Raw genomic sequence first — 21,125 nt, forward strand, 5'->3', positions numbered from 1 at the left:
GAAACGAGCGTTTTATGGGCACCCCCTGAAGTAGCACGGGGTCGCGCGCCAACGAAAGCGCAGGTAGCCGAGTTGCCCGTTTGCCGGCTACTCGGCTACCCCCTCATAAAACGCTCGTTTCGCGCACTTTGGGTTTTCGGCCGGGCGAGCGGAGCGAACACAGCCGGAGCCCTGCCCCTCAAGACCTACTCGACGGCCTCGTCAAGCGTCTCGCATCGGCGCTCGAGCTCGCGCACCGCCTCGGATGCGAGGAGCGCGACCACGGCCCCCACGACCATCGCAGCCGTTATCGCCATCTCACCCATATAACCACCTGCCTCGCATCGCGCACGTCCTGCATGCCAAGCATACGGCGCGCGCGTGAGTCGCCCGCAAAGCTCGTGTAAGCGCTCGGACAAGGGTGCGCCCGCCGCGCGAAGCCGTACAATGGGGTGCGATGGCGATGGAGAGGAGCACCGTGAAGGTCACCATCTACACCGACGGCTCGGCGCGCGGCAACCCCGGCAACGGCGGGTACGGCGCCGTGCTCCTGTACACCAACCCCCGCGGCCAGGAGTTCCGCCGCGAGCTCTCCGCAGGGTACGCGCGCACCACGAACAACCGCATGGAGCTCATGGCCGTCATCGCGGCGCTCGAGGCGCTCAACCGCCCCTGCGCGGCCGAGGTGTACTCCGACTCCCAGTACGTGGTCAAGGCCTTCAACGACCACTGGATCGACGGCTGGCGGCGCCGGGGCTGGAAGACGGCGGCGAAGAAGCCCGTGAAGAACGTCGACCTCTGGCAGCGGCTGCTCGCCGCCATGGAGCCGCACGAGGTCTCCTTCACCTGGGTGCGCGGGCACGCCGATAACGCGCTCAACAACCGCTGCGACGAGCTCGCGACCACCGCGGCCGATTCGGGTAGACTGATGGAGGACACCGGCTTCACCGAGGGCGACGCGGACTGACCGCGCCGGGCGAGGCCCTATCGAGGGGAGTTCATCTATGCTGCGCATCGCAACCATCGGCACGAGCCCCATCACGAGCGACTTCATCGAAGCGGTCGCGGCCTCCCCGGATGCCGTCTTCGTGGGCACGCTCTCGCGCGACGCCGAGCGCGCCCGCGCGTTCACGGCCGAGCGCGCAGGCACGATCCCCTTCACCGAGCTCGAGGCCCTCGCGGCGAGCGACGCGGTCGACGCCGTCTACATCGGCAGCCCGAACGCCCTGCATGCGCCCCAGGCGCTCGCGTGCATCGCGGGCGGCAAGCACGTGCTCGTGGAGAAATCCTTCGCGTCGAACGAGCGCGAGGCGCGCGCCGTCTTCGACGCCGCCGAGCGCGCCGGGGTCGTCGCGCTCGAGGCCATGCGACCGCTGCACGACCCCGCGTTCGTCGCCTGCCGCGATGCCGTGGCCGAAGTCGGGCGCGTGCGGCGCGCGAGCCTGCACCTCGGCAGCTACTCCTCGCGTTACGACGAGCTCAAGGCGGGCCGGCACACGAACATCTTCGACTGCGCGATGGCGTCCGGCGCCCTCATGGACATGGGCGTCTACACCGTCGAGCCCCTCATCGAGTTCTTCGGCGCGCCCGAATCCATCACCGCCGTCCCCGTGCTCCTGGACGAGGGGACGCGCGGGCTCACCAACGGCGCGCTCGACGGAGCGGGCACGATCATCGCGCGCTACGCCGACCACGTCGCGAGCCTGCACTGGTCGAAGATCTCGAACGACGAGCTCCCCTCGCAGGTCGAGGGCGAGGACGCCACGCTCACCTTCGCCGGCACCTCGGAGCCCGCGTGGCTGCGCATCCGCTACCGGGGGACGGTGCAGCGCTCCTCCGCCAAGCAGGCCCGGACGGCGGGCGCCCCGCACATCGAGGAGCGCGACCTCGAACCCGTTGAGAACTCCATGGTGTTCGAGCTCGCCGACTTCGTGACGGCCGTCAACGCGACCCGCTCGGGCACCCCCGCGCTCGACGCGCCCGCCGGCGCGCTCGGCTGCGTGCGCCATTTCCGGGACGTCACGCTCGCCTCGCTCGCGCTCATGGACGAGGCGCGGCGGCAGATGGGCGTCCGCTTCCCCGCCGACGAGGCGTGACGCCGCAGGGCGACGCCCGCTCCGGGCGCGCGGCCGCCCCTCTCAGACGCCGCAGACCCGCGCCCACCCCATCCCATCCGCGTTCCGAGGAGGCGCGATGAACATCTTCGACATGTTCCGCAAGCAGGACGACACCCCTCCCGCCGAGCTCAGAAGCCCGCTCGAGCGCGAGCTCATCGGCGCGCTCCAGGACCGGCTCGCGGACGAGGGCTCCACGGGCGCCCTCCGCTACCACCTGCTCTTCACCGGCAGGGTGCAGGGCGTGGGCTTCCGCTGGACCTGTCAGGAATCCGCCGACAAGCTCGGGATCACCGGGTGGGTGCGGAACCTGCGCGACGGCTCGGTCGCCATGGACGTGCAGGGCACGGCGGCGCAGCTCATCAAGCACCTGGACGCCATGCACCAGACGTACGACCGCATGCGCTGCCGCATGTGGCTCGAGGAGGCGCGCGAGCTGCCCGTCGACGGCGCGGCGGACGGCTTCCGCGTGCGGTATTGAGGTTTGATGAACAGCGCGCCTGATACGATGCGCCCCTGACGTGCAGGATAAAATGCTATCAAGAAACTGGTAAATTGGCGCGACGCGGTAGGACCGAGCGCCGCGACCGAGCGGGCAACTGAGGCGAGGAGGTGCCGGCGATGCAGAGACGCAACACGAGGCAGCGCAAGCTCGTGCTCGATGCGGTGCGGGCGCTGCACGACCACCCCACGGCCGACGAGGTCTTCACCGAGGCGCGACGCCACGACGAGCGCATCAGCCGGGGAACCGTCTACCGCAACCTCGCGCTGCTCGCCGAGGACGGCTCCATCCGCATGCTCAAGACGCCGGGCGGCAGCCGCTTCGACGATCGCTGCGACCGGCACGCGCACCTCATCTGCACCTCATGCGGCACCGTCCGCGACGTGGAGCTCCCCTACGACGGTGCGGCCGATGGCGCCGCCATGCGGGAGACGGGCTTCTCGCACGTCACGCACTATGCGTTCTTCGAGGGCGTCTGCCCCGCCTGCCAGGCGCGCGAGGACGAGGCCAAGGCACGGTAACGGGCGGCCGACGCTCCCGCGCCGAACCGCCCGCTCCTTCCGATATCGGGGTGCTTCCGCCCTACTCCACGACCTCGACGAGCTCGATGTCGAAGTTGAGGTCCTTGCCCGCCAGCTCGTGGTTCGCGTCGAGCTTGACGCCCTCGGGCGTGACCTCGACGACCGTCACCGGCACCGGCTGGCCGGCAGGGGTGGTGAGGAAGAGCTTGTCGCCCACACTGATCTGCTCGATGTTCGGGACCTGGGCGGCCGGGAACTCCAGCACGAGGTCGTCGCGGCGCTCGCCGTACGCCTCCGCGGCGGGGATGTGGACGGTCTTCTTCTCGCCCACCTCCATGTCGACGACCGCGGCATCGAAGCCCGGGATCATCTGGTGCGCCCCGCACACGAACTCGAGCGTCTCGCCGCGATCGTAGGAGCTGTCGAACTGGGTGCCGTCATCGAGCGTCCCGCGGTAGTGCACGCGCAGGGTCTTTCCGGTGTTGGACATCGGGTCCTCATTTCTCGTCGAATGCCGCACCCCTGTGGCGCGGATGTGAAGGCACTATACCCGAAAACGCGCGCCGGGAGCCTCCGTCGGGAAGGCTCCCGGAAAACTCGATGCGGTTGCGTGCGCGCGGCCGTCTCCACGGCGCCGCCACACCACAACCGGGCCGCCGCTTTTACAATGGGATGTCCGAAGTGGAGCGCGGGCGCATGCAGCACGCGGGAAGGAGCATGGTGAGACGCACGCAGGCACAGCCCCAGACCGCCCGGCGGTTCACCGTGCAGGCCGGGGCCGCCGCATACACCGTGCTCGTGACGCGCAAGCGCGTGAAGAACCTCAACCTGCGGGTTCGGGGCGACGGGAGCGTGGTGGCGAGCGTGCCGCCCAGGGTCTCGGATGCGCGCATCCAGGAGTTCCTCGACGGCCGCGCGCACTGGATCGCCGAGCACGTCAAGCGCCGGCGCGCCGCGCGCGAGCGCGCCGAGGGCGCCTCCTCCACGGTGCCTGAAACGGTTCCCCTGTGGGGCGCGGCCATGCCCACGGGAGAGCTCTTCGGCGACGCCCCGCGCGAGGGCACTCAGAAAGCCGCCGGCGAGGCGCCCGCGCCCGACCGCTCGACCTTCGACCGGCTCCTCGCCGACCGCTATCGCCGCGAGGTCGAGCGCGCCCTGCCCGCCGTCGTCGCATCCCTCGAAGGGCGCATGGGCATCCACGCCGCCCGCTGGCAGGTGCGCAGCATGAAGACGCGCTGGGGCTCCTGCACGCCGGGCACGCGCGCCATCCGCATCAACGCGCGGCTCGCGGCCTACCCGCCCGCATGCCTCGAGTTCGTCGTGGCGCACGAGCTCTGCCACCTGCTGGAGCCGAGCCACAACGCGCGCTTCCACGCGCTGCTCGACCGCTTCTGTCCCGAAAACCGCGTGCTCGCCGCGCGCCTCCGCCGGCCGACCCTGCCGGGCAGCCTACCGTAGCCGCACGATCTCCACGCCCGCGCTCGAGAGCGGCAAGCCGATCGGCGCCCACGGCTTCTTGATGCCCACCTTCACGCCCCAGAGCGCGGGGTAGCGGTCGAGCAGCTCCGCGGCGAGCGCCTCGGCGGCTGCCTCGATCAGCTTGTACGTGTGCTCGCGCAGGAAGGTGTCGATCGTGCGGCACACGTCCCCGTAGTCGATCGAGGCCTCGAGGTCGTCGGACGAGCCTGCCGCGGCGAGCGAGGTGTAGAGCACGGCCGAGACCACGAACTTCTGCCCCAGCTCGCGCTCCTCGGGGAAGACCCCGTGGTTCGCGAACACCTCGAGCCCCTCGATCACGATCTTGTCGGCCAGCGCGAGCTCGCCCGGGGTTATGGTCGCGAGCTCGCGGCGGCTCATGGGCAGCCCCGCCTTCTTGCGGTGCGCGAGGGTCGTCTCCTCGCTCTGCGACGTATCTTCGGGGATGGCTTTCGTCGGCTCCATACGTATCGCTCCTTCCAGCTGCTCGCCTCGCCAAGCCGACGCCAGGGGCGGCGCCGCGGGGAGGCAGATGTTTTTTGTGCCAGCTTTTTCTATACCCAAGATGCCCGCCCGGCTGCGGAACATATCCCCTTGACGCGCCACCGGGCGGCGCTACAATCCCGCATGACGATTCGGATGCGGGACGCGGTCGCGCGATCTCGGCCGCCGCCCGCAGTCGGAAAGGAAGCCATCATGGCCATCATGGATTCGCTGGTCATACTCATCCCCGCCGCGCTCTGCGCCGCACTCGGCATCTCCATGATCGTGTCGGGCAACCCCCGCATGCTCCATAGCTACCACTACGCCACGACGCCGCCGGATAAGCTGCCCAAGCTCGCGCGCGCAGAAGGCGCGGGGCTCGTCGGGCTCGCGATCGGCATCGCGCTCATGGGGTTCGTCTCCAATGCTCCCGGCGCGCTCGGCGTCGCGGGCGCGATTGTCGGCACCGTGCTCTTCGTGGCGAGCCTCGCCGAGATGCTCATCGCGATCGTGTACTACAACGGCGGGCTCATGACGTTCTCCGGGCAGACGGCACCCGGCCCCTTCGCCACCATGCGGCCGGCGTGGCGCGTCATCGTCTGCGCGATCATCGGCGCCGCACTCTCGCTCATGGGCATCCTGCCCGGCGTCCACATGATCACGACGGGCGACGTGAGCATGCTCCACAGCTACCACTACATGAACGTCTCCCCCGCCAACCTGCCGCGCCTCGCGACCGCCGAGGGCTCCTGCATGGTCGTCCTCGGCATCGCCGTCTTCCTGTGCGTGACCGCGGCGGCGGGGTTCGTCGGCACGCGTCCCTTCAAGCGCTGGGCGGTCGCGTGCATGGGCGTGGGGCTCGTGTGCCTCTGCGCCGGACTGGCGGGGCTCCTCGGCTTCATCATCTACTACAACGGCTCGCTCATGGGCTCGGCGACGCTCTAGGCACGGCCGCGCGCGGGGAGGCGGGCAAGGGCGCCCCGCTTAGACGCGAATGCTGAGATTCTTCTTCGCATCGCTCCACGAGCAGGCGGCGCGCACGTCCGCGGGGCAGGCGAAGCACGTGCGCGACGCCTTATCCGCTTGGTAGAGCAGCTGGGAGAGGGGCGCGGCGTCGGGGTCGAAGCGCCGGTGGGCGCGGATCGCCGCGCAGATGGCGCCGACCTCCTCAGGCGAGAACGCGCAGGCGGCCGGCAGCCCCTCGAGAATCTCCCGCGCCAGGCGCTCCCCCGCCACCTCGTGCGGCTCGCCGGATGCGTACTGCGTCGCCTTGCCCACATCGTGCAGGAGCGCCGCGGCGTACACCACCTCGCGATCGACGCCGCAGGCGCGTTCCAGGTTGAGGGCCCACATGATGCGCGCCGTGTCGAGCAGATGCGGCAGCCCATGGCGGCAGAACACGCGGTCCTCCTCGAGCGCTGCCAAGCGCTGGTATTCGCGCTGAAAGACCGCGCTCTCCCAGATGGCGTCGACGCGCGGCATCTCCTCCATACACTCCCCTCCCCCGTAAAATTACCCCAGGGGTATTTTTACATGCTCAGTCGTTGCGCACCTCGAAGCTGAAGCTGCACGAATCTCCCAGGTAGTCCTCGAGCCCGACCTCCATGAGCACGCCATCCTCGTCGTAGACGATGTTATCCATCTGCGCGATGGGCGTGCCCTCCGGCACGTTGAGGATCTGCGCCGTCGTCGCATCGGCGCCCGTCGCGCGCACCGTCCGCCGCGCGAGATCGGGACGTACGCCATACAGCTCGAACAGGGTCGAATACAACGAACTGACCTCGAAGTCATACGATTCGATATCTGGGAAGCGGTCGCGCGGCACCCATGTCTTCAAATGCTGGGAGGGCACCCCATCGGTGAAACGCACGCGCTCCAGGTAAAACCAACTATGAAACGGATCCTCAACCTCACGGGCCAACCGCTCGGGAAGCTCGCCTTCCCTGAGCGCCAGCACGCGAGTCGCGGGAATATGCCCGCTTAAGAGCGTCTCCTGGGAAAAACCGAGCAACGTGTTGCTCAGAGGGCCGCTGCGCATGGGCTGGACGAAGCTCCCCCTACCGCGCTCGCGGATAACAAGCTTCGCCCCCACAAGCGCGCCGTAGGCCTGCCGCACCACCGGGCGCGAAAGCCCGAGCGACTCCGCGAGCTCATCCTCTGTAGGAAGCTTGTCCCCGGCCTTGAGCGTTCCATCGCCGATTGCCCGCACGATCGAATCCTCAAGCTGCTTGTAGAGGGGCAAAGGCGAGCGACGATCAATCTGTATGTATCCGATATCCATAGGGTTCCGTTCGCGGCGCGAGATGTGCTCGCGCGAAAAGAGACTTGATATGTAGTTATCGATATGATAGCAGCAGCCTTGACGTTCGCGTAAAAACGACGAGGTCGCGCCCTTGCCATGAGGCAGAATTTGGCAAGCGAGCGCGCCGAACGAAGCCCGGCAAAGCGCCTGGCACGCAAAACGACGCGGCGGGCAGCAACCAGAGCCGCCCGCCGCGCCAAGAGATTACAATCCGACCGTTGACCGGCGCTCGCGTCCTACTCCTCGTCGTCGTAATGTGCGAGCGGCTCCTGGAACGGGTTCACGCCCGTGTCGATGAAGATATCCTTCGCGCCCTGCGCCGCGACGAACTGGAACGGCACCGTATAGGCGAGCGGGGCGGCGTACTTGCCAACGCAGTGCGAGAACACCAGGTCGCGCTCGTCGGCATCGGGCACATCGCACATGCTCACCACGTGCACGCGCGGGGTGTACTTCTTATAGGCATCGCGGAACACGAGCATGCGCTCGTACTCGGCCTCGTCGGAACCGATCATGAACACCGTCTGGTTGGGGCGTAGGCCCATGGTGGGGCCATGCGAGAACTCCTCGAGCTCGTACCCGATCGTGGGAATGCGCAGCATCTCGCCCACCTTGAGCATGGCTTCGAGCATCGAGCCGTAATCGATGCCGTATCCCAAGATGAACAGGCGGTCGCTCTGCAGGATGGAGCCCTTGTTCCGCTCGTACCACGCCTTGCCCTCGGCGAGCACCTGGTCGAAATCATTCACAAGTGCCTCAACCTCGGCGAGCGCCGCATCGTAATCGGCAGCATCGAGCTCGCCGCGGTCGCGCGCCACCTCGAGCGCCCAAAGATAGACGCTCAGCACCGACACCGTGTATCCCTTCGTCTCGGGCGGCGTGAGCTCGGGCCCCACGAGCAGATGCGTCACCACGTCGCAGAACTGCGTGATTCGGCTCTCAAGGTCGCCCGTAATCGCAAGCGTACGGCAACCGATCTGCTTACCGTACTCCATAACCTCGCAGGTAGAAACGGAGGTACCGGACTGGCTGATACCCACGAAGAGAATCTTCTCGTTCGGGATCGACCCCGTCCAATCCGGGCGCTCGTAGTGCTTGAACACGGTGGGATATTGCGCCTCCGCCGTGATGCCGGCGATGTGCTTCATGTAGTACGCCGCGATCTGCGACACGTTATAGGATGTACCGGAACCGAAGAAGATGATCTTCTCGATGCCGTGCTCGCGGATCTCGCGGGCGAAGGGCTCAACGAACACCGCTCGGTTCGCGAATACCTGCGGAAGCACCTCGGCCTGGCTCATGATGTTGCCGAGTACCGTTTGCTCCATGTTCCACTCTCCAATCGAATCGATACCCAGACCCTCCCGGCGCGCACAGGGGAGACGGCGCGCCGGGAGCGGGGTTACAGGAACTGCTTCGTGATGTTCTCGCGCGGATCGCTCGGCACGAGCTGGTCGAAGATTTCCACGCCGAGCTCTGCAAGCTCATGGAAAGCCTCGAGATCAGCGGGCGTGGCATATGCCGTTCGCGCGATCTGCTTGGAGCCCTCACGGCTCGAGATGTTACCCAGCGTCACGTGATCGACCGTGAAACCGGCGCGCGCCATCTGCAGGATAGGCACCGGGCTGTTGCATAGGATCATGACCTTGATGCCGTGATCGATGTGGCGTGAGAACTTATCCGCAGCCTTTGCCGTATCGAACACCGAGAGCTTGCAGCGCTCGGGGCACGCCATGCGCAGCATCGATTTGCGCAGGTCGTCTTTGGCAATGGCGTCGTCCACCACCACGATGCGATCGACATCGTACTTGGGAATCCAGAAGCTGCACACCTGGCCGTGCACGAGGCGGTCGTCGATGCGCGCGTCTACGATAGCCATGCGATCAACTCCCTACATCGCCACGAGGCCCGTGACACCCAGCACGAAGCCGATGACGCAGATGCCCGCGATGATGGCCGTGGTCTTCATGCCCTTCTTGAGGCAGCCATAGACGGCAAGCGTGCACACGAGCGGCAGGAACTTGGGGATAATCTGGTCCAGGTACTCCTGAATGGTGATGGTCATCTCGCCGATGGTGAAGGTGAGCGGGCAGGAGATGGACACCCACATCGCGATCATGGTGCCGATGGAGACCGCGCCGATGATGCCCGCGCAGTACGTGACGAGCTTCATCTGACCGTTCTTCTCAAGCTTTTCCAGGAAGGCGCTGCCCTGCGTGTAGCCGAGCTTGAGACCGAACCAGCGAACGAGCACGTTGGGGATGTTGAACACGAGCAAGAGGATGAACGGGGCGATGGGATTGCCCTGCTGGGCGAACGCGACGCCGAGCGAGCACGCAAGCACGCGGAAGATGCCCCAGAAGAAGGTGTCGCCGATACCGGAGAGCGGGCCCATGAGTGAAACCTTGATGGAGTTCACCGTGCTCGGATCGAGCTCCTTGTCGCGCTTGAAGCTCTCTTCCATGGCAATGGAGATGCCCATGACGAAGGTCGAGGGGGCGCAGGTCATGTTGAACGCTGCGATATGGCGCTTGAGCGCGGCGCGCAAGCCCTCCTCGTCATCTCCGTAGATGCGCCTGAGCGGCTTCATGATGCTGTACAGGAAGCCCAAGCTCTGCATACGCTCGTAGTTGAACGAACCCATGAGGGTGAAGCTGCGCCAGAATGCGCTGCGGAAATCACGCTTCGTGATCTGGGAAGCGGCCTGAGTCGTTTCAGCCATGATGCTAGTCCTCCCATTCGTCATCGTCTGCCACGGCGACCGTCTGCGCCGCAACGACCTGCTGCTCGGACCTGATCTGCCAGATAATCAGCGCGATGGCAACTGCGACGGCAGCCATGCCGACCATGTTGAGATCAAAGCCCACGAAGGCGGCGGGAACGAAGCCCAGGATGAAGTACGGCCACATCGAACCGTCCATGATGATGCTCATGAGCAGGGCGAAGCCCAGGCACGGGAGGAGCGCTGCGATGCCGTTCAGGCCGGCACTCACCCAATCGGGCAGACCGCCCACGATAGCGTCGATAAGATCGCCGCCGAGATACATCAGCATGAAGATGAGCACGAAGGTCTTGATGGCCGAAAGCAGTACGCACATCCAGTGCAGCGCAGTGAGCTTAGCGATCTTGAGCTGCTCGATAGCCTTGTCAGCCTCAAGCATCACGCCGGAGTACGCGGCCATGAGCAGCGTGTTCACGAACTGCATGATGACCGACACGGGGACGCCGAACATGATGGCGCTCTCCAGGCCGGTACCCGTAGCGATGGCAACCGCCGCGCCAACGGTGCCGCCGGTGCCGATGTCCAGACCAGCGGTGGGGCCAATCGCAGTCGCACCCATCCACATGAGCTGCATCTGCGCTCCGAGCACAAGACCCTTGGTGACGTCGCCCAAAATGAGGCCGACGAGGAAGCCCGTGACGATGGGCTCGCGCATCTTGTTCTCGCCGAAGATGTTGCCGTCGAGCTCGGTCAAAACGGCCACGAGCGCGATCAGCACAGCTTGCCACAGTGTGATCATGGTTTCTCACCCCTCTATCCGACAACCTGTCCGACGGGGCCGAGCTGGCCAGTCCCGTTCCCGTCGAAACGACATATTCAGGATATTGTTATATTGTTATCCTGAATTGGTTGAGCAGGGTAAACGGTCGGATTTCTCCGCGAACGGCATGGGCCAGCGCCATGTCAAATAACCCCAGGGGTATTTTTACATGCTGTGCGTGGCGTAGACGCGCTCGTCCTCCCAGAGGCGGACGGCGTCCGAGAGCGGGCAGCCCAGCTCGGCCGCCGCGGTGCGCGTCGCGTTCAGGTCGATGAGGCGCTGGTTCGAGGAGCCGCGGAACCGCAGGGAGATGTCGTGGAGCTCCTGCACCCAGGGGCCGTCCACGAGGATGTCGATGCAGTCGAGCATGCGCCCGGTCACCTCGGTGCGATGGCGCGCGCCCGGCATGAGCTCGTCGAGCGTGTCCCCCGTGAAGCACCAGATGGTCTTGGCAGGCGAGCCGTCCGGCCGCGCGCCGCGCGGGAAGCGCTCGCGCACGCGCTCGAGGAACTCCACGAGCCCCCGCTGGTTCTCGGGTTCCATGGGCTCGCCGCCGAGCACGGTGAGACCGTCGCAGAAGGGGTGGTCGAGGCTCGCGATGATCTTGTCCTCGACCGCGCGCGTGAAGGGCTCCCCCGCCGCGAAGCTCCAGGCGCCCGAGTTGAAGCACCCCGGGCACCCGCGCCGGCACCCGCTCACGAAGAGCGTCGTCCGCACGCCCTCGCCGTTGGCGATATCGAAGTACTTGATCTCTGCGTAGTTCATCGGACTCCCCTCACGCCGATGGCATCGGCTGCTTTCAGAACACTACGCGCTCAGCGGGCGCGCCTCATGGGAACGAGGCCGTAGACCCACACCTCGTCCGCTGTGCGATCGTACTCGTACACGAGGATGAACGAACCAACCGTCATCTTGCGAACCTCAGAGCCGTAGCGCTCGCGGATGGAATCGGCAACATCGGTGGAGCCGATCTCGGGAAACGATTCAAGCGCGGCGAGCGCCTGCACGAGGCTCCTTTTCACCCGCTCCGACCAGATGGCTGCGGCGTCGTCAAGGAAGCCCTCGGTGTAGATCATCCTAGCCACGTTGCGCCGCCCGGCGTTCGATCTCTGCGAGCGCGTCCTCCGTGCCCTCGACATAGCGGCCAGCAACCCTATCCGCGCGGCCGCGCTCAAGCACCATGGCCACCCGCGCCTCGGCGACGGCACGCTCGGCCGCGAGCTCGAGATTCCGGTCGTAAAGCTCCTCGCTCATGAGCACGAACGCAGCGTTCCCATTTTCGGTGATGTGAACGACTTGCTCGCGCGCAGCATCCTTCACCTCGCGCTGCCGCGTCTTGAGCGCCGCAGACGAATAGATCGCAGTCGCCATGGTTGCTCCTTTGAACGCAATCCGATACGTAATATCGTACCTGATAAGGCATCACATTGCGCACGATAACATACTCGTCACATCGCTCGCCCACCCAACTCATAGGGGCATGGCTATGGCAAACCCCCGAACACATCGGCCCATGCGCGGCGCGCAAGCGCCATCCGGGCACAAGACGATGTGTTCGGGGGTTCCACCCAAAAGCCGCTTCCCTACAGGTGCAGCACGCGGTCGCGGATCTCCTCGGTACGACCCTGGTTCCAGAACTGCGTCCCGATGTAGCCGCAGGTACGGCGCGCGACGTTCATCTTCTCCTGGTCGCGGTTGCCGCAGTTGGGGCACTCCCACACGAGCTTGCCGTCGTCCTCCACGATGCGGATCTCGCCGTCGTAGCCACACACCTGGCAGTAGTCGCTCTTGGTGTTGAGCTCGGCGTACATGATGTTCTCGTAGATGTACTGCATCACGCGGATGACCGCCTTGAGGTTGTCCTGCATGTTGGGCACCTCGACGTAGGAAATCGCGCCGCCCGGCGAGAGCGCCTGGAACTCGCTCTCGAACTTCAGCTTGTCGAAGGCGTCGATCTCCTCGCTCACGTGCACGTGGTAGCTGTTCGTGATGTAGCCCTTGTCCGTCACGCCCGGGATGATGCCGAAGCGGCGCTGCAGGCACTTCGCGAACTTGTAGGTGGTCGACTCGAGCGGCGTGCCGTAGAGCGAGTAGTCGATGTCCTCGGCGGCCTTCCACTCGGCGCACTTGTCGTTCATGCGCTGCATGACGGCGATCGCGAAGTCCTTGCCGTGCTCGTCGGTGTGGCTCACGCCCTTCATGTACTTCACGCACTCGTACAGGCCGGCGTAGCCCAGGCTGATGGTGGAGTACCCGCCGTAGAGCAGCTTGTCGATGGTCTCGCCCTTGTCGAGGCGGGCGAGCGCGCCGTACTGCCACAGGATCGGCGCGGCGTCGGAGATCGTGCCCTTCAGGCGCTCGTGGCGGCAGCGCAGCGCCTTGTGGCAGAGCTCCAGGCGCTCGTCGAAGATCTCCCAGAAGCGCTGCTCGTCACGGCCGGAGGAGCAGGCCACGTCCACGAGGTTGATGGTCACGACGCCCTGGTTGAAGCGGCCGTAGTACTTCGGCTTGCCGGGCTCGTAGTTCTTGGCGCGCGCCACGTTGTCGAAGCCGTTGCCCGAGCGGTCCGGCGTGAGGAAGCTGCGGCAGCCCATGCAGGTGTAGACGTCGCCCTCGCCCGGCTTCTCGCCCTTCGAGAGCTTGAGCTCGCGCATCTTCTTGGCGGAGATGTAGTCGGGCACCATGCGCTTGGCGGTGCACTTGGCCGCGAGCTGCGTGAGGTAGAAGTACGGGCTCCCCTCGTAGACGTTGTCCTCGTCGAGCACGTAGATGAGCTTGGGGAACGCCGGGGTGATCCACACGCCCTGCTCGTTCTTCACGCCCTCGTAGCGCTGGCGGAGCGTCTCCTCGATGATGAGCGCCAGGTCGTGCTTCTCGGCCTCGGAGCGCGCCTCGCCCAGGTACATGAACACGGTCACGAAGGGCGCCTGGCCGTTCGTGGTCATGAGGGTCACGACCTGGTACTGGATGGTCTGCACGCCGCGGCGGATCTCGTCGCGCAGGCGGTCCTCCACGACCTCGGAGATCTTGTCGCCCTGCGCCTCGAGGCCGAGCTCGGCGAGCTCGCGCTCCACCTGACGGCGAATCTTCTGGCGGCTCACCTCGACGAACGGCGCGAGGTGCGTGAGCGAGATGGACTGGCCGCCGTACTGGCAGCTCGCGACCTGCGCGATGATCTGCGTGGCGATGTTGCAGGCCGTCGAGAAGCTGTGCGGCCGCTCGATCATGGTGCCGGAGATGACAGTGCCGTTCTGCAGCATGTCCTCGAGGTTCACGAGGTCGCAGTTGTGCATGTGCTGCGCGAAGTAATCCGAATCGTGGAAGTGGATGATGCCCTCGTTGTGCGCCTCGACCACGTCGGCCGGGAGCAGCACGCGCTGGGTGAGGTCCTTGGACACCTCGCCTGCCATGTAGTCGCGCTGCACGGAGTTCACCGTGGGGTTCTTGTTGGAGTTCTCCTGCTTGACCTCTTCGTTGTTGCACTCGATGAGCGAGAGAATCTTGTCGTCCGTGGTGTTCTTCTGGCGCTTCAGGCTCTGCACGTAGCGGTAGATGATGTACTTGCGCGCCACCTCGAACTTGTCGAGCTTCATGAGCTCGTCCTCCACGAGGTCCTGGATCTCCTCGACCGAAACCGTGTGGCCGGCGTTCTCGCACGCCTCGGCGACGTTCTGCGATGCGTAGATGACCTGGCGCTCGGAGAGGCGGTCGCTGTCCGCGACGTCCCCGTTCGCCGCCCGGATGGCGTTCTCGATCTTCGTGATGTCGAACGCGACCTCGATGCCGCTGCGCTTGATGATCTTCATGGCGTGCCCTTCATGGTTATCGGCCTGGTGCCGTAAGATGTCCGTCTGAAAACTTCTGCCGCTCCATCTTACGCGAAGTTGGCATCACCATATGCTGTGAAAGTTTATTCACTGAGCACTATATATTGTGTTTCAGCAGCTCAGGGACGTGAGGCGGGCGGCGGGGCGGTCAGCGGTTTGTTGAGGGGAAAGATAGCTTTCGCGCACGCACATTTAGTACCTGCGGGGACGCACGGGGCGGCATTCGGAACCGCTTGCGGAAATCCATAACTTCTTCGGAAGCCCCTGCGCGCCATCCCCCAGAATCTCCAAAGATTCACCCTTGACCTAGATGTTGTGGCGGCGGCTCCACGCGCGCCCGCGCCCGCGCACGGGCTCGGAAACCCGACCGGGCCGCACCCCATTCAGGAGTACAATACCGCCTCGACAAAGGAGGCTGCATCATGACCGAATGGCTCGTCAAGAGGTTCGTCCGCGACTACGAGAACACCGCCGACCCCGCCGTGCGCACGCGCTACGGGCAGTTCGCGGGGATCGTCGGCATCATCTGCAACATCCTGCTCTGCGCGGGCAAGGGGGTGATCGGGCTCGCCTCCGGGTCGGTCTCGATCGTCGCTGACGCGTTCAACAACCTCTCGGACGCCGCCTCGAACATCGTGAGCCTGCTCGGCTTCAAGCTCGCGAGCCGCCCCGCCGACCCCGAGCACCCCTACGGCCACGGCCGCTACGAGTACCTCGCGGGCCTCGTCGTCGCCGCGCTCGTGCTCACCATCGGCATCAACCTCACGCTCTCGTCCATCCAGAAGATCATCGCCCCCACCCCCACCGAGTTCTCCGGCGCGCTCGTGGCGGTGCTCGCGCTCTCCATCGTCGTGAAGCTCTGGATGGCGGTGTTCAACCGCACCATCGGCCGGCGCATCGATTCCGACACGCTCACCGCGACGGCGATCGACTCGCGCAACGACGTCATCAGCACGGCCGCGGTGCTCGCCTGCGCCTGCATCTCGCACGTGACCGGCATCGAGCTCGACGGCTGGGCGGGCGCCGCGGTGGGCGCCTTCATCTGCGTGAGCGGCGTGCAGCTCCTGGGCGAGACCATCAGCCCGCTCCTCGGCCAGGCACCGAGCCCGGAGCTCGTCGCCCACATCCACGACAAGATCATGAGCTACCCCGGCGTCCTCGGCACGCACGACCTCATGGTGCACGACTACGGCCCGGGCCGGCAGTTCGCGAGCGCCCACGTGGAGATGGCGGCCGAGGCCGACCCCATGGAAAGTCACGACCTCATCGATAACATCGAGCAGGACTTCAAGGAGCACGACGGGCTCATCGTCACGCTACACTACGACCCCATCGTGACCGACGACCCGCAGGTGAAGAACATGCGCAACTGGATCGCCGAGCAGGCGCGCGAGATCGACCCGCGCATCACCGTCCACGACGTGCGCTGCGTGCCCGGCCCCACGCACACGAACATCCTCTTCGACTGCGTGCGCCCGACCGACCTCCCGCTCTCCCCCGCTGAGCTGCGCGAACGCATGACGAAGCTCGTGCAGGGGCACTACCCGCGCTCCATCGCGAAGATCACGATCGATGAGAGCTACGTGAGCTCGAAGCAGTAAGCGCGCCCTCCAGGGGCCCCTCAATCGGGCCGACGATCCCAAACGACGCGAAACGAACGGTTTATAGGCGCCCCTGGAAGTAGCAAGGGGTTGCACGCTAACAAACATGCAGGTAGCCGAGTCGCCCTTGTGTCGGCCACTCGGCTACCCCCTCATAAAACGCTCGTTTCGCGCACTTTGGGAAACCGGGCGCCGCAAGGCACGCTGTTTCCGCAGGATTGGGCAACGGGAAACGTAAATCTTCGGCAGTTCGGCGTCACCACTCCGCGGCAGACCCCATCTCGACGACGGGCGAGAGCAGGCGCACAGCGTTCTCGTCCACGAGGTAACGCGCCCGCGCGCGCTTGAACTGCTCCTTTACGGCGGAAGGCGCAGTCCCGCCCTCGGTGGTGCGCGCCGCGACGATGGCGTCGAGGTCGAGCGCGCCCGCGATGTCCTCGCCGAAGAGCTCGCTCGCCTCGTGGAACACCTCAAACGGCAGCTCGGAGATATCGCAGCCCGCCTTCTCGGCCTCGAGCACCAGGTGGCCCACCACGGCATGCGCCTCGCGGAACGGCATGCCGCGCTTCGCCAGGTAATCGGCCACGTCGGTCGCCGCGAGGTGCCCGCGGTGCATCACGGCGCGCATGCGGTCCGCGTTCACCGTCCAGGTGCCCACCATGCCCGTCATGACCGCGAGGCACTGCTCGAGCGTGCATGCCGCGTCGAGCGCGCCCTCCTTGTCCTCCTGCATGTCCTTGTTATAGGCGAGCGGCAGGCCCTTACACGTCACGAGCAACTGCACGAGGTCGCCCACCACGCGCCCGCACTTGCCGCGGATGAGCTCGGCGAAGTCGGGGTTCTTCTTCTGCGGCATGATGGACGAGCCGGTGGAGTAGGCGTCGGACAACGTGATGAAGCCGAACTCCTGGCTGCTCCACAGCACGATCTCCTCGGCGAGGCGCGAGAGGTGCACCGCCATGACCGAGCAGGCGTACTCGAGGTCGAGCAGGAAGTCGCGGTCGCTCACGGCGTCGAGCGAGTTCTCGATCACGCGCGAGAAACCCAGGAGCCCCGCCGTCATGTGCCGGTCGAGCGGATAGGTGGTGCCAGCGAGCGCTGCCGCGCCGAGCGGCGAGGCGTCGGCGGCGTCGAAGGCCGCGGTAAGGCGCGTGAAGTCGCGCGTGAGCATCCATGCATATGCGAGCAGGTGGTGCGCGAGGAGCACGGGCTGCGCGTGCTGCAGGTGCGTCATGCCAGGCAGGATGGTGTCGCCCGCGGCCTCCGCCGCGTCGAGCAGGGTGCGCCGAAGCCCCAGGTTCGCCTCCATGAGGCGCTTGGCGAGCGCCTTCGCGGCGAGGCGCGTGTCAGTCGCCACCTGGTCGTTGCGCGAACGCCCCGTGTGGAGGCGACCGCCCGCCGGACCGATGCGCCGCGTGAGCTCCGCCTCGATTGCCATGTGGATGTCCTCGTCGGCGATGTCGAAGACGAAGGAGCCGGCGTCGATATCAGCCTCGATGGCGTCGAGCCCCGCGCAGATGGCCTTGGCGTCCTCCTCGGGGATGATGCCCTGCGCGGCGAGCATCTTCGCATGCGCGCGCGACCCGGCGATATCCTGCTTGTACAGCGCCTTGTCAACCGGGAGAGACGCGCCGAACGCCCGCGTCACCGGCGCCGCATCCTCCTCGAACCTACCGCTCCACAGCGCCATCCGCGCCGACCTCCTCGTGCCATCCGCCTCGTCCGCGCGGATGGGTTGAAACGAACACGTCCCCAAATGACCCATCTACATGAGCCCGAGCTGCGCCGCGTGCGCGAACGGCCCGCACGCATGCGTCCACCCCTTGACGGTGTAGACCGCCTCGTGCTCCGTCGGCGCGGGCTCCGCGGATCCGAGCTCTGCGACGAGGGCGCGCGGCCCCTTGCCACCCTGCTCCGTCCACGCCTTGAGCGAGGAGGGAATCGCCTGCGCCTTCGCGATATCGATATCCATGCCGTACATGCTGGCCCCTTTCCGCGGGATGATGATCCTCCAAAGCAATGGCTGCCGGGCTAGAGCGCCGCCGCCTGGGCGACCGCGGGCTCCGCGGCACCGCCCTCGACGACGCCGAACAGCGCCTGCGCGCTCCCGCTCACCGCGTCCTCAGCCTGCGCGAGCTGTGCCTGCTTCATGGCCCAGGTCTTGATGGAGAGCGCCTGGATGTCGATGAAACCCTTCGCGGCCTTCTGGTCGAAGGCGTCGTCGTTGTCGTAGGTGGCGAGCGCCTGGTCGTAGAGGGCGGCGGCGCTGCGGCGTCCCACCACCACGCACGAGCCCTTGTACAGCTTGAGCTTCACCTCGCCGGTGAGCTGCGCCTGCGTCGCGCCCATGAAGGCGTCGAGCGCCTGCTTGAGCGGACTGAACCACCGGCCGTTGTACACCTGGTCCGCCCACGTCTGCTCGAGCCCGAGCTTCATGTGGAGCACGTCGCGCTCCAGGCAGAGGTCCTCGAGCGCCTTGTGCGCCTGGATGATGGCGAGGCCGGCCGGCACCTCATAGCACTCGCGGCTCTTGATGCCCACGTAGCGGTTCTCGATCATGTCGATGCGCCCGTAGCCCGCCGCGCCGGCGATGCCGTTCAGCTGCTCCACGAGCTCGACCAGGCCCATCTGCTCGCCGTTCAGGCTCACCGGCACGCCCGCTTCGAACCCGATCTCCACGTAGGTGGGCTCGTCCGGCGCCTCGGTGGGGTCGACGGTCATCGTCCAGATGTCCGCCGGTGGCTCGTTCCACGGGTCCTCGAGCACGCCCGCCTCGATCGCGCGTCCCCAGAGGTTGTCGTCGATGGAGTACGGCTTGTCGAGGCTCACCGGCACCGGCACGCCGTGCGCCTTGGCGTAGGCGATCTCGTCCGGGCGCATGCCCAGGTCCCACTCGCGCACGGGCGCGATCACCTTGAGCGCGGGGTCGAGCGCCATGATGGAGGTCTCGAAGCGCACCTGGTCGTTGCCCTTGCCCGTGCAGCCGTGCGCCACGGCGGTCGCGCCGTACTTGTGCGCGGCGTCGACGAGGTGCTTGGAGATGAGCGGCCGCGAGAGGGCGGAGAGCAGCGGGTACTTGTTCTCGTACATCGCGTTCGCCGCGATGGCGCAGGTGAGGTACTCGTCGGCGAACTCCTCGCGCATGTCCACGACCTCGCACGCCACGACGCCGAGCGCCTTGGCCTTCGCCTCGATCTTCTCCAGGCCGTCGTGCTCCTGGCCCACGTTGCCGAGCACGCAGATGACGTCGTAGCCGAGCTCCTCCTGGAGCCACTTCACGCAGACGGAGGTGTCGAGGCCACCGGAGTACGCGAGCACGACCTTTTCCTTGGCGGTTTCCTTGTTCATGGGTGCGTCCTTTCAAACAGGGGTGAAGCGGACGAGCCCGTCAAAGGATATGAAGATGTCCGGGGGTATGGGGCAGGCATGGCAAAACCGTAGCGCGTTCGCAGCAGGGCGATATGGGTAGCCCTGGGCGGCACGCTGCCCATACGATGGGACGACGACAAACCTTATCGGGACTCTTGTGCGCGAGATGCGCGGACAGAGACGACCGGTTATCGTCGTCGCGAGATTGCACGCTGGCGTCGCTGCTGGGCGTTGATGGCGCATGCGCCGGGCAGGATGGCGCTCATCGCCATCGCCTCGTATGTCGCCATCGTGTTCTGCACCAGATGCTCCCGTCGCGCGTTGCAATCCCAACTCCGCGAACGGTAGGTGTCGCGGGTTGAACGGTATCCTACCCGATGCCCAAACGCTTTGCCAAGCTAAAGTATTTCGCGATGCATAATGTTTCGAGATTATGAACGAAGGAGCGCGGGCCGCGCTTACCGACGCTGAGCCGCGAGCACGGCATCGATGACCTGCGCCACGCCGCGCTCGTTGTTGGAGGGTGCCACGAAGCGCGCATGCGCGCGCATGTGCTCCTCGGCGTTGGCGACCACGTAGCTGTGCCCCGCGACCTTGAGCATGGGGATGTCGTTGTACGTGTCGCCGAGCGCCATCGCGTCCGCGGGCGACGCTCCCAGGTGCGCGCACAGCCGCTCGAGCCCCTGGCCCTTGTCGACCCACGGGTTCATGATGTCAATCCACATCTTGCCGGCGTTCGTGACCGAGAAGCGCTCGCCCCAGCGGTCGCGGTACGCCTCGGCGTAGACCTCCTCGGCGTCGTGCTCGGGAAAGTAGACCGTGTACTTGTTGACGTCCGCGTCGAGCTCCTCGAGGGAGTCGAGGTAGACGATGTGCTTGTAGAACGTGCGGAAGTAGCTGTCGAAGCACTCGGCGCTCCGGGAGATGAAGCAGGCGTCGAGTCCGCAGACCGTGGGGATGCCGCGGCCGTCCGCAAACGTGAAGGCCAGAAGCTCCTGGTAGGCGGAGACCTCGATGAGGTCCTTGTAGACGAGCTCGCCCCGGTACGAGATGGCGGCGCCGTTGTCCGAGATGAACGCCATATGGTCGGCCACCTCGTCGAACATGGCGCGCAGCGTGTAGCTCGGCCGCCCGCTCGCCGCGCAGAACGTGATGCCCGCCGCATCGAGGGCGCGGATGCGGTCGGGCATGCCGGGCGGCATCGTGCCGTCGTCCGCGAGCAAGGTGCAGTCCATATCCGCCGCGATGACGCGGACGCGGTCGAGTGCGGTATCGTCGAGTACGGTCGCCATAGCTTCCCTTCAACCAGATGCGGTTCCTTCGCGTGCTCGGGTGCCGGAGGTGCTGCGCGAGACGGCAGGTGCGGCGGCCGGGCACCCGGGCACGGGCCGCCGCGCAAACGAGCCTCG

The 21,125-nt window shown here is 66.2% G+C and carries 23 protein-coding genes; 7 read left to right on the forward strand and 16 right to left on the reverse strand.

From position 1 onward, the window contains the following. Nucleotides 1–436: 436 nt before the first annotated feature. The 4 genes from rnhA (at nucleotide 437) to BN423_RS03330 (ending at nucleotide 3,116) form a co-directional block, all read left to right on the forward strand. Nucleotides 437–946: a ribonuclease HI gene (gene rnhA, locus BN423_RS03315; RefSeq protein ID WP_019238845.1), complete on the forward strand. Its 510-nt coding sequence runs from the start codon at nucleotides 437–439 to the stop codon at nucleotides 944–946. Between the two features lie 37 nt (nucleotides 947–983). Next, nucleotides 984–2,075, forward strand: a complete 1,092-nt coding sequence (locus tag BN423_RS03320) for a Gfo/Idh/MocA family protein (protein WP_019238846.1) — start codon at nucleotides 984–986, stop codon at nucleotides 2,073–2,075. A 97-nt stretch (nucleotides 2,076–2,172) separates the two neighbouring features. Further along, entirely contained in the window at nucleotides 2,173–2,574 is a 402-nt protein-coding gene (locus BN423_RS03325; protein ID WP_019238847.1) for an acylphosphatase, read from the forward strand. A gap of 140 nt (nucleotides 2,575–2,714) precedes the next feature. Next, nucleotides 2,715–3,116 carry a Fur family transcriptional regulator gene (locus BN423_RS03330; protein ID WP_019238848.1) on the forward strand — a complete coding sequence of 134 codons (402 nt, stop codon included), beginning with the start codon at nucleotides 2,715–2,717 and terminating at the stop codon, nucleotides 3,114–3,116. Nucleotides 3,117–3,177: 61 nt separating this feature from the next. On the opposite strand, the gene BN423_RS03335 is transcribed toward BN423_RS03330, so the two are convergent. Next, nucleotides 3,178–3,606, reverse strand: a complete 429-nt coding sequence (locus BN423_RS03335; protein WP_019238849.1) for an FKBP-type peptidyl-prolyl cis-trans isomerase — start codon at nucleotides 3,604–3,606, stop codon at nucleotides 3,178–3,180. Nucleotides 3,607–3,833: 227 nt separating this feature from the next. On the opposite strand from BN423_RS03335, the gene BN423_RS03340 reads away from it, so the two are divergent. Then, nucleotides 3,834–4,574, forward strand: coding sequence for a M48 family metallopeptidase (locus BN423_RS03340; RefSeq protein WP_019238850.1), 741 nt, complete (start codon nucleotides 3,834–3,836; stop codon nucleotides 4,572–4,574). Here the strand turns inward: BN423_RS03340 and folB are convergent. After that, complete coding sequence (gene folB, locus BN423_RS03345; protein WP_019238851.1) at nucleotides 4,566–5,057, reverse strand: dihydroneopterin aldolase; 492 nt, start codon at nucleotides 5,055–5,057, stop codon at nucleotides 4,566–4,568. The genes BN423_RS03340 and folB overlap by 9 nt on opposite strands. Before the next feature lie 231 nt (nucleotides 5,058–5,288). On the opposite strand from folB, the gene BN423_RS03350 reads away from it, so the two are divergent. Further along, nucleotides 5,289–6,020: a hypothetical protein gene (locus BN423_RS03350; RefSeq protein WP_019238852.1), complete on the forward strand. Its 732-nt coding sequence runs from the start codon at nucleotides 5,289–5,291 to the stop codon at nucleotides 6,018–6,020. 39 nt (nucleotides 6,021–6,059) lie between these two features. Here BN423_RS03350 and BN423_RS03355 read toward each other — a convergent pair whose 3' ends face one another. From BN423_RS03355 to nrdD, 10 genes are all read right to left on the reverse strand, one after another. Further along, complete coding sequence (locus tag BN423_RS03355) at nucleotides 6,060–6,566, reverse strand: HD domain-containing protein (RefSeq protein ID WP_019238853.1); 507 nt, start codon at nucleotides 6,564–6,566, stop codon at nucleotides 6,060–6,062. A 46-nt stretch (nucleotides 6,567–6,612) separates the two neighbouring features. After that, on the reverse strand, nucleotides 6,613–7,356 hold the full coding sequence (locus BN423_RS03360) for a GntR family transcriptional regulator (RefSeq protein ID WP_019238854.1): 744 nt from the start codon (nucleotides 7,354–7,356) through the stop codon (nucleotides 6,613–6,615). A gap of 257 nt (nucleotides 7,357–7,613) precedes the next feature. Beyond that, nucleotides 7,614–8,705, reverse strand: coding sequence for an SIS domain-containing protein (locus tag BN423_RS03365; protein ID WP_019238855.1), 1,092 nt, complete (start codon nucleotides 8,703–8,705; stop codon nucleotides 7,614–7,616). A gap of 74 nt (nucleotides 8,706–8,779) precedes the next feature. Next, entirely contained in the window at nucleotides 8,780–9,256 is a 477-nt protein-coding gene (locus BN423_RS03370; protein WP_019238856.1) for a PTS system mannose/fructose/N-acetylgalactosamine-transporter subunit IIB, read from the reverse strand. A 12-nt stretch (nucleotides 9,257–9,268) separates the two neighbouring features. After that, nucleotides 9,269–10,099, reverse strand: a complete 831-nt coding sequence (locus tag BN423_RS03375) for a PTS system mannose/fructose/sorbose family transporter subunit IID (protein WP_019238857.1) — start codon at nucleotides 10,097–10,099, stop codon at nucleotides 9,269–9,271. Between the two features lie 4 nt (nucleotides 10,100–10,103). Next, the gene (locus BN423_RS03380) at nucleotides 10,104–10,898 is read right to left on the reverse strand and encodes a PTS mannose/fructose/sorbose/N-acetylgalactosamine transporter subunit IIC (RefSeq protein ID WP_019238858.1); all 795 of its coding nucleotides are present in this window, start codon (nucleotides 10,896–10,898) and stop codon (nucleotides 10,104–10,106) included. A gap of 186 nt (nucleotides 10,899–11,084) precedes the next feature. Next, the gene (nrdG, locus tag BN423_RS03385) at nucleotides 11,085–11,684 is read right to left on the reverse strand and encodes an anaerobic ribonucleoside-triphosphate reductase activating protein (protein ID WP_019238859.1); all 600 of its coding nucleotides are present in this window, start codon (nucleotides 11,682–11,684) and stop codon (nucleotides 11,085–11,087) included. A gap of 50 nt (nucleotides 11,685–11,734) precedes the next feature. Then, nucleotides 11,735–11,995 carry a type II toxin-antitoxin system RelE/ParE family toxin gene (locus tag BN423_RS03390; protein WP_019238860.1) on the reverse strand — a complete coding sequence of 87 codons (261 nt, stop codon included), beginning with the start codon at nucleotides 11,993–11,995 and terminating at the stop codon, nucleotides 11,735–11,737. Between the two features lies 1 nt (nucleotide 11,996). Next, nucleotides 11,997–12,290: a type II toxin-antitoxin system Phd/YefM family antitoxin gene (locus BN423_RS03395; RefSeq protein WP_019238861.1), complete on the reverse strand. Its 294-nt coding sequence runs from the start codon at nucleotides 12,288–12,290 to the stop codon at nucleotides 11,997–11,999. A gap of 212 nt (nucleotides 12,291–12,502) precedes the next feature. After that, nucleotides 12,503–14,725 (reverse strand): anaerobic ribonucleoside-triphosphate reductase, encoded by a 2,223-nt coding sequence (gene nrdD / locus BN423_RS03400; RefSeq protein ID WP_019238862.1) that lies wholly within the window; start codon nucleotides 14,723–14,725, stop codon nucleotides 12,503–12,505. 443 nt (nucleotides 14,726–15,168) lie between these two features. Between nrdD and BN423_RS03405 the strand changes: the two genes are divergently transcribed. Beyond that, nucleotides 15,169–16,347, forward strand: coding sequence for a cation diffusion facilitator family transporter (locus BN423_RS03405; protein ID WP_019238863.1), 1,179 nt, complete (start codon nucleotides 15,169–15,171; stop codon nucleotides 16,345–16,347). A gap of 256 nt (nucleotides 16,348–16,603) precedes the next feature. Here BN423_RS03405 and argH read toward each other — a convergent pair whose 3' ends face one another. From argH to BN423_RS03425, 4 genes are all read right to left on the reverse strand, one after another. After that, nucleotides 16,604–18,037 carry an argininosuccinate lyase gene (gene argH / locus BN423_RS03410; RefSeq protein WP_019238864.1) on the reverse strand — a complete coding sequence of 478 codons (1,434 nt, stop codon included), beginning with the start codon at nucleotides 18,035–18,037 and terminating at the stop codon, nucleotides 16,604–16,606. A 75-nt stretch (nucleotides 18,038–18,112) separates the two neighbouring features. After that, complete coding sequence (locus tag BN423_RS03415) at nucleotides 18,113–18,328, reverse strand: hypothetical protein (protein WP_019238865.1); 216 nt, start codon at nucleotides 18,326–18,328, stop codon at nucleotides 18,113–18,115. A gap of 50 nt (nucleotides 18,329–18,378) precedes the next feature. Continuing rightward, complete coding sequence (locus tag BN423_RS03420; protein WP_019238866.1) at nucleotides 18,379–19,695, reverse strand: argininosuccinate synthase; 1,317 nt, start codon at nucleotides 19,693–19,695, stop codon at nucleotides 18,379–18,381. Nucleotides 19,696–20,174: 479 nt separating this feature from the next. After that, a complete protein-coding gene (locus BN423_RS03425; RefSeq protein ID WP_019238867.1) occupies nucleotides 20,175–21,008 on the reverse strand; it encodes an HAD family hydrolase in 834 nt (277 codons plus the stop codon). Nucleotides 21,009–21,125 lie beyond the last annotated feature (117 nt).

Origin of the sequence: Enorma timonensis, from assembly GCF_000321165.1 — a bacterium.
Lineage (GTDB): Bacteria > Actinomycetota > Coriobacteriia > Coriobacteriales > Coriobacteriaceae > Enorma.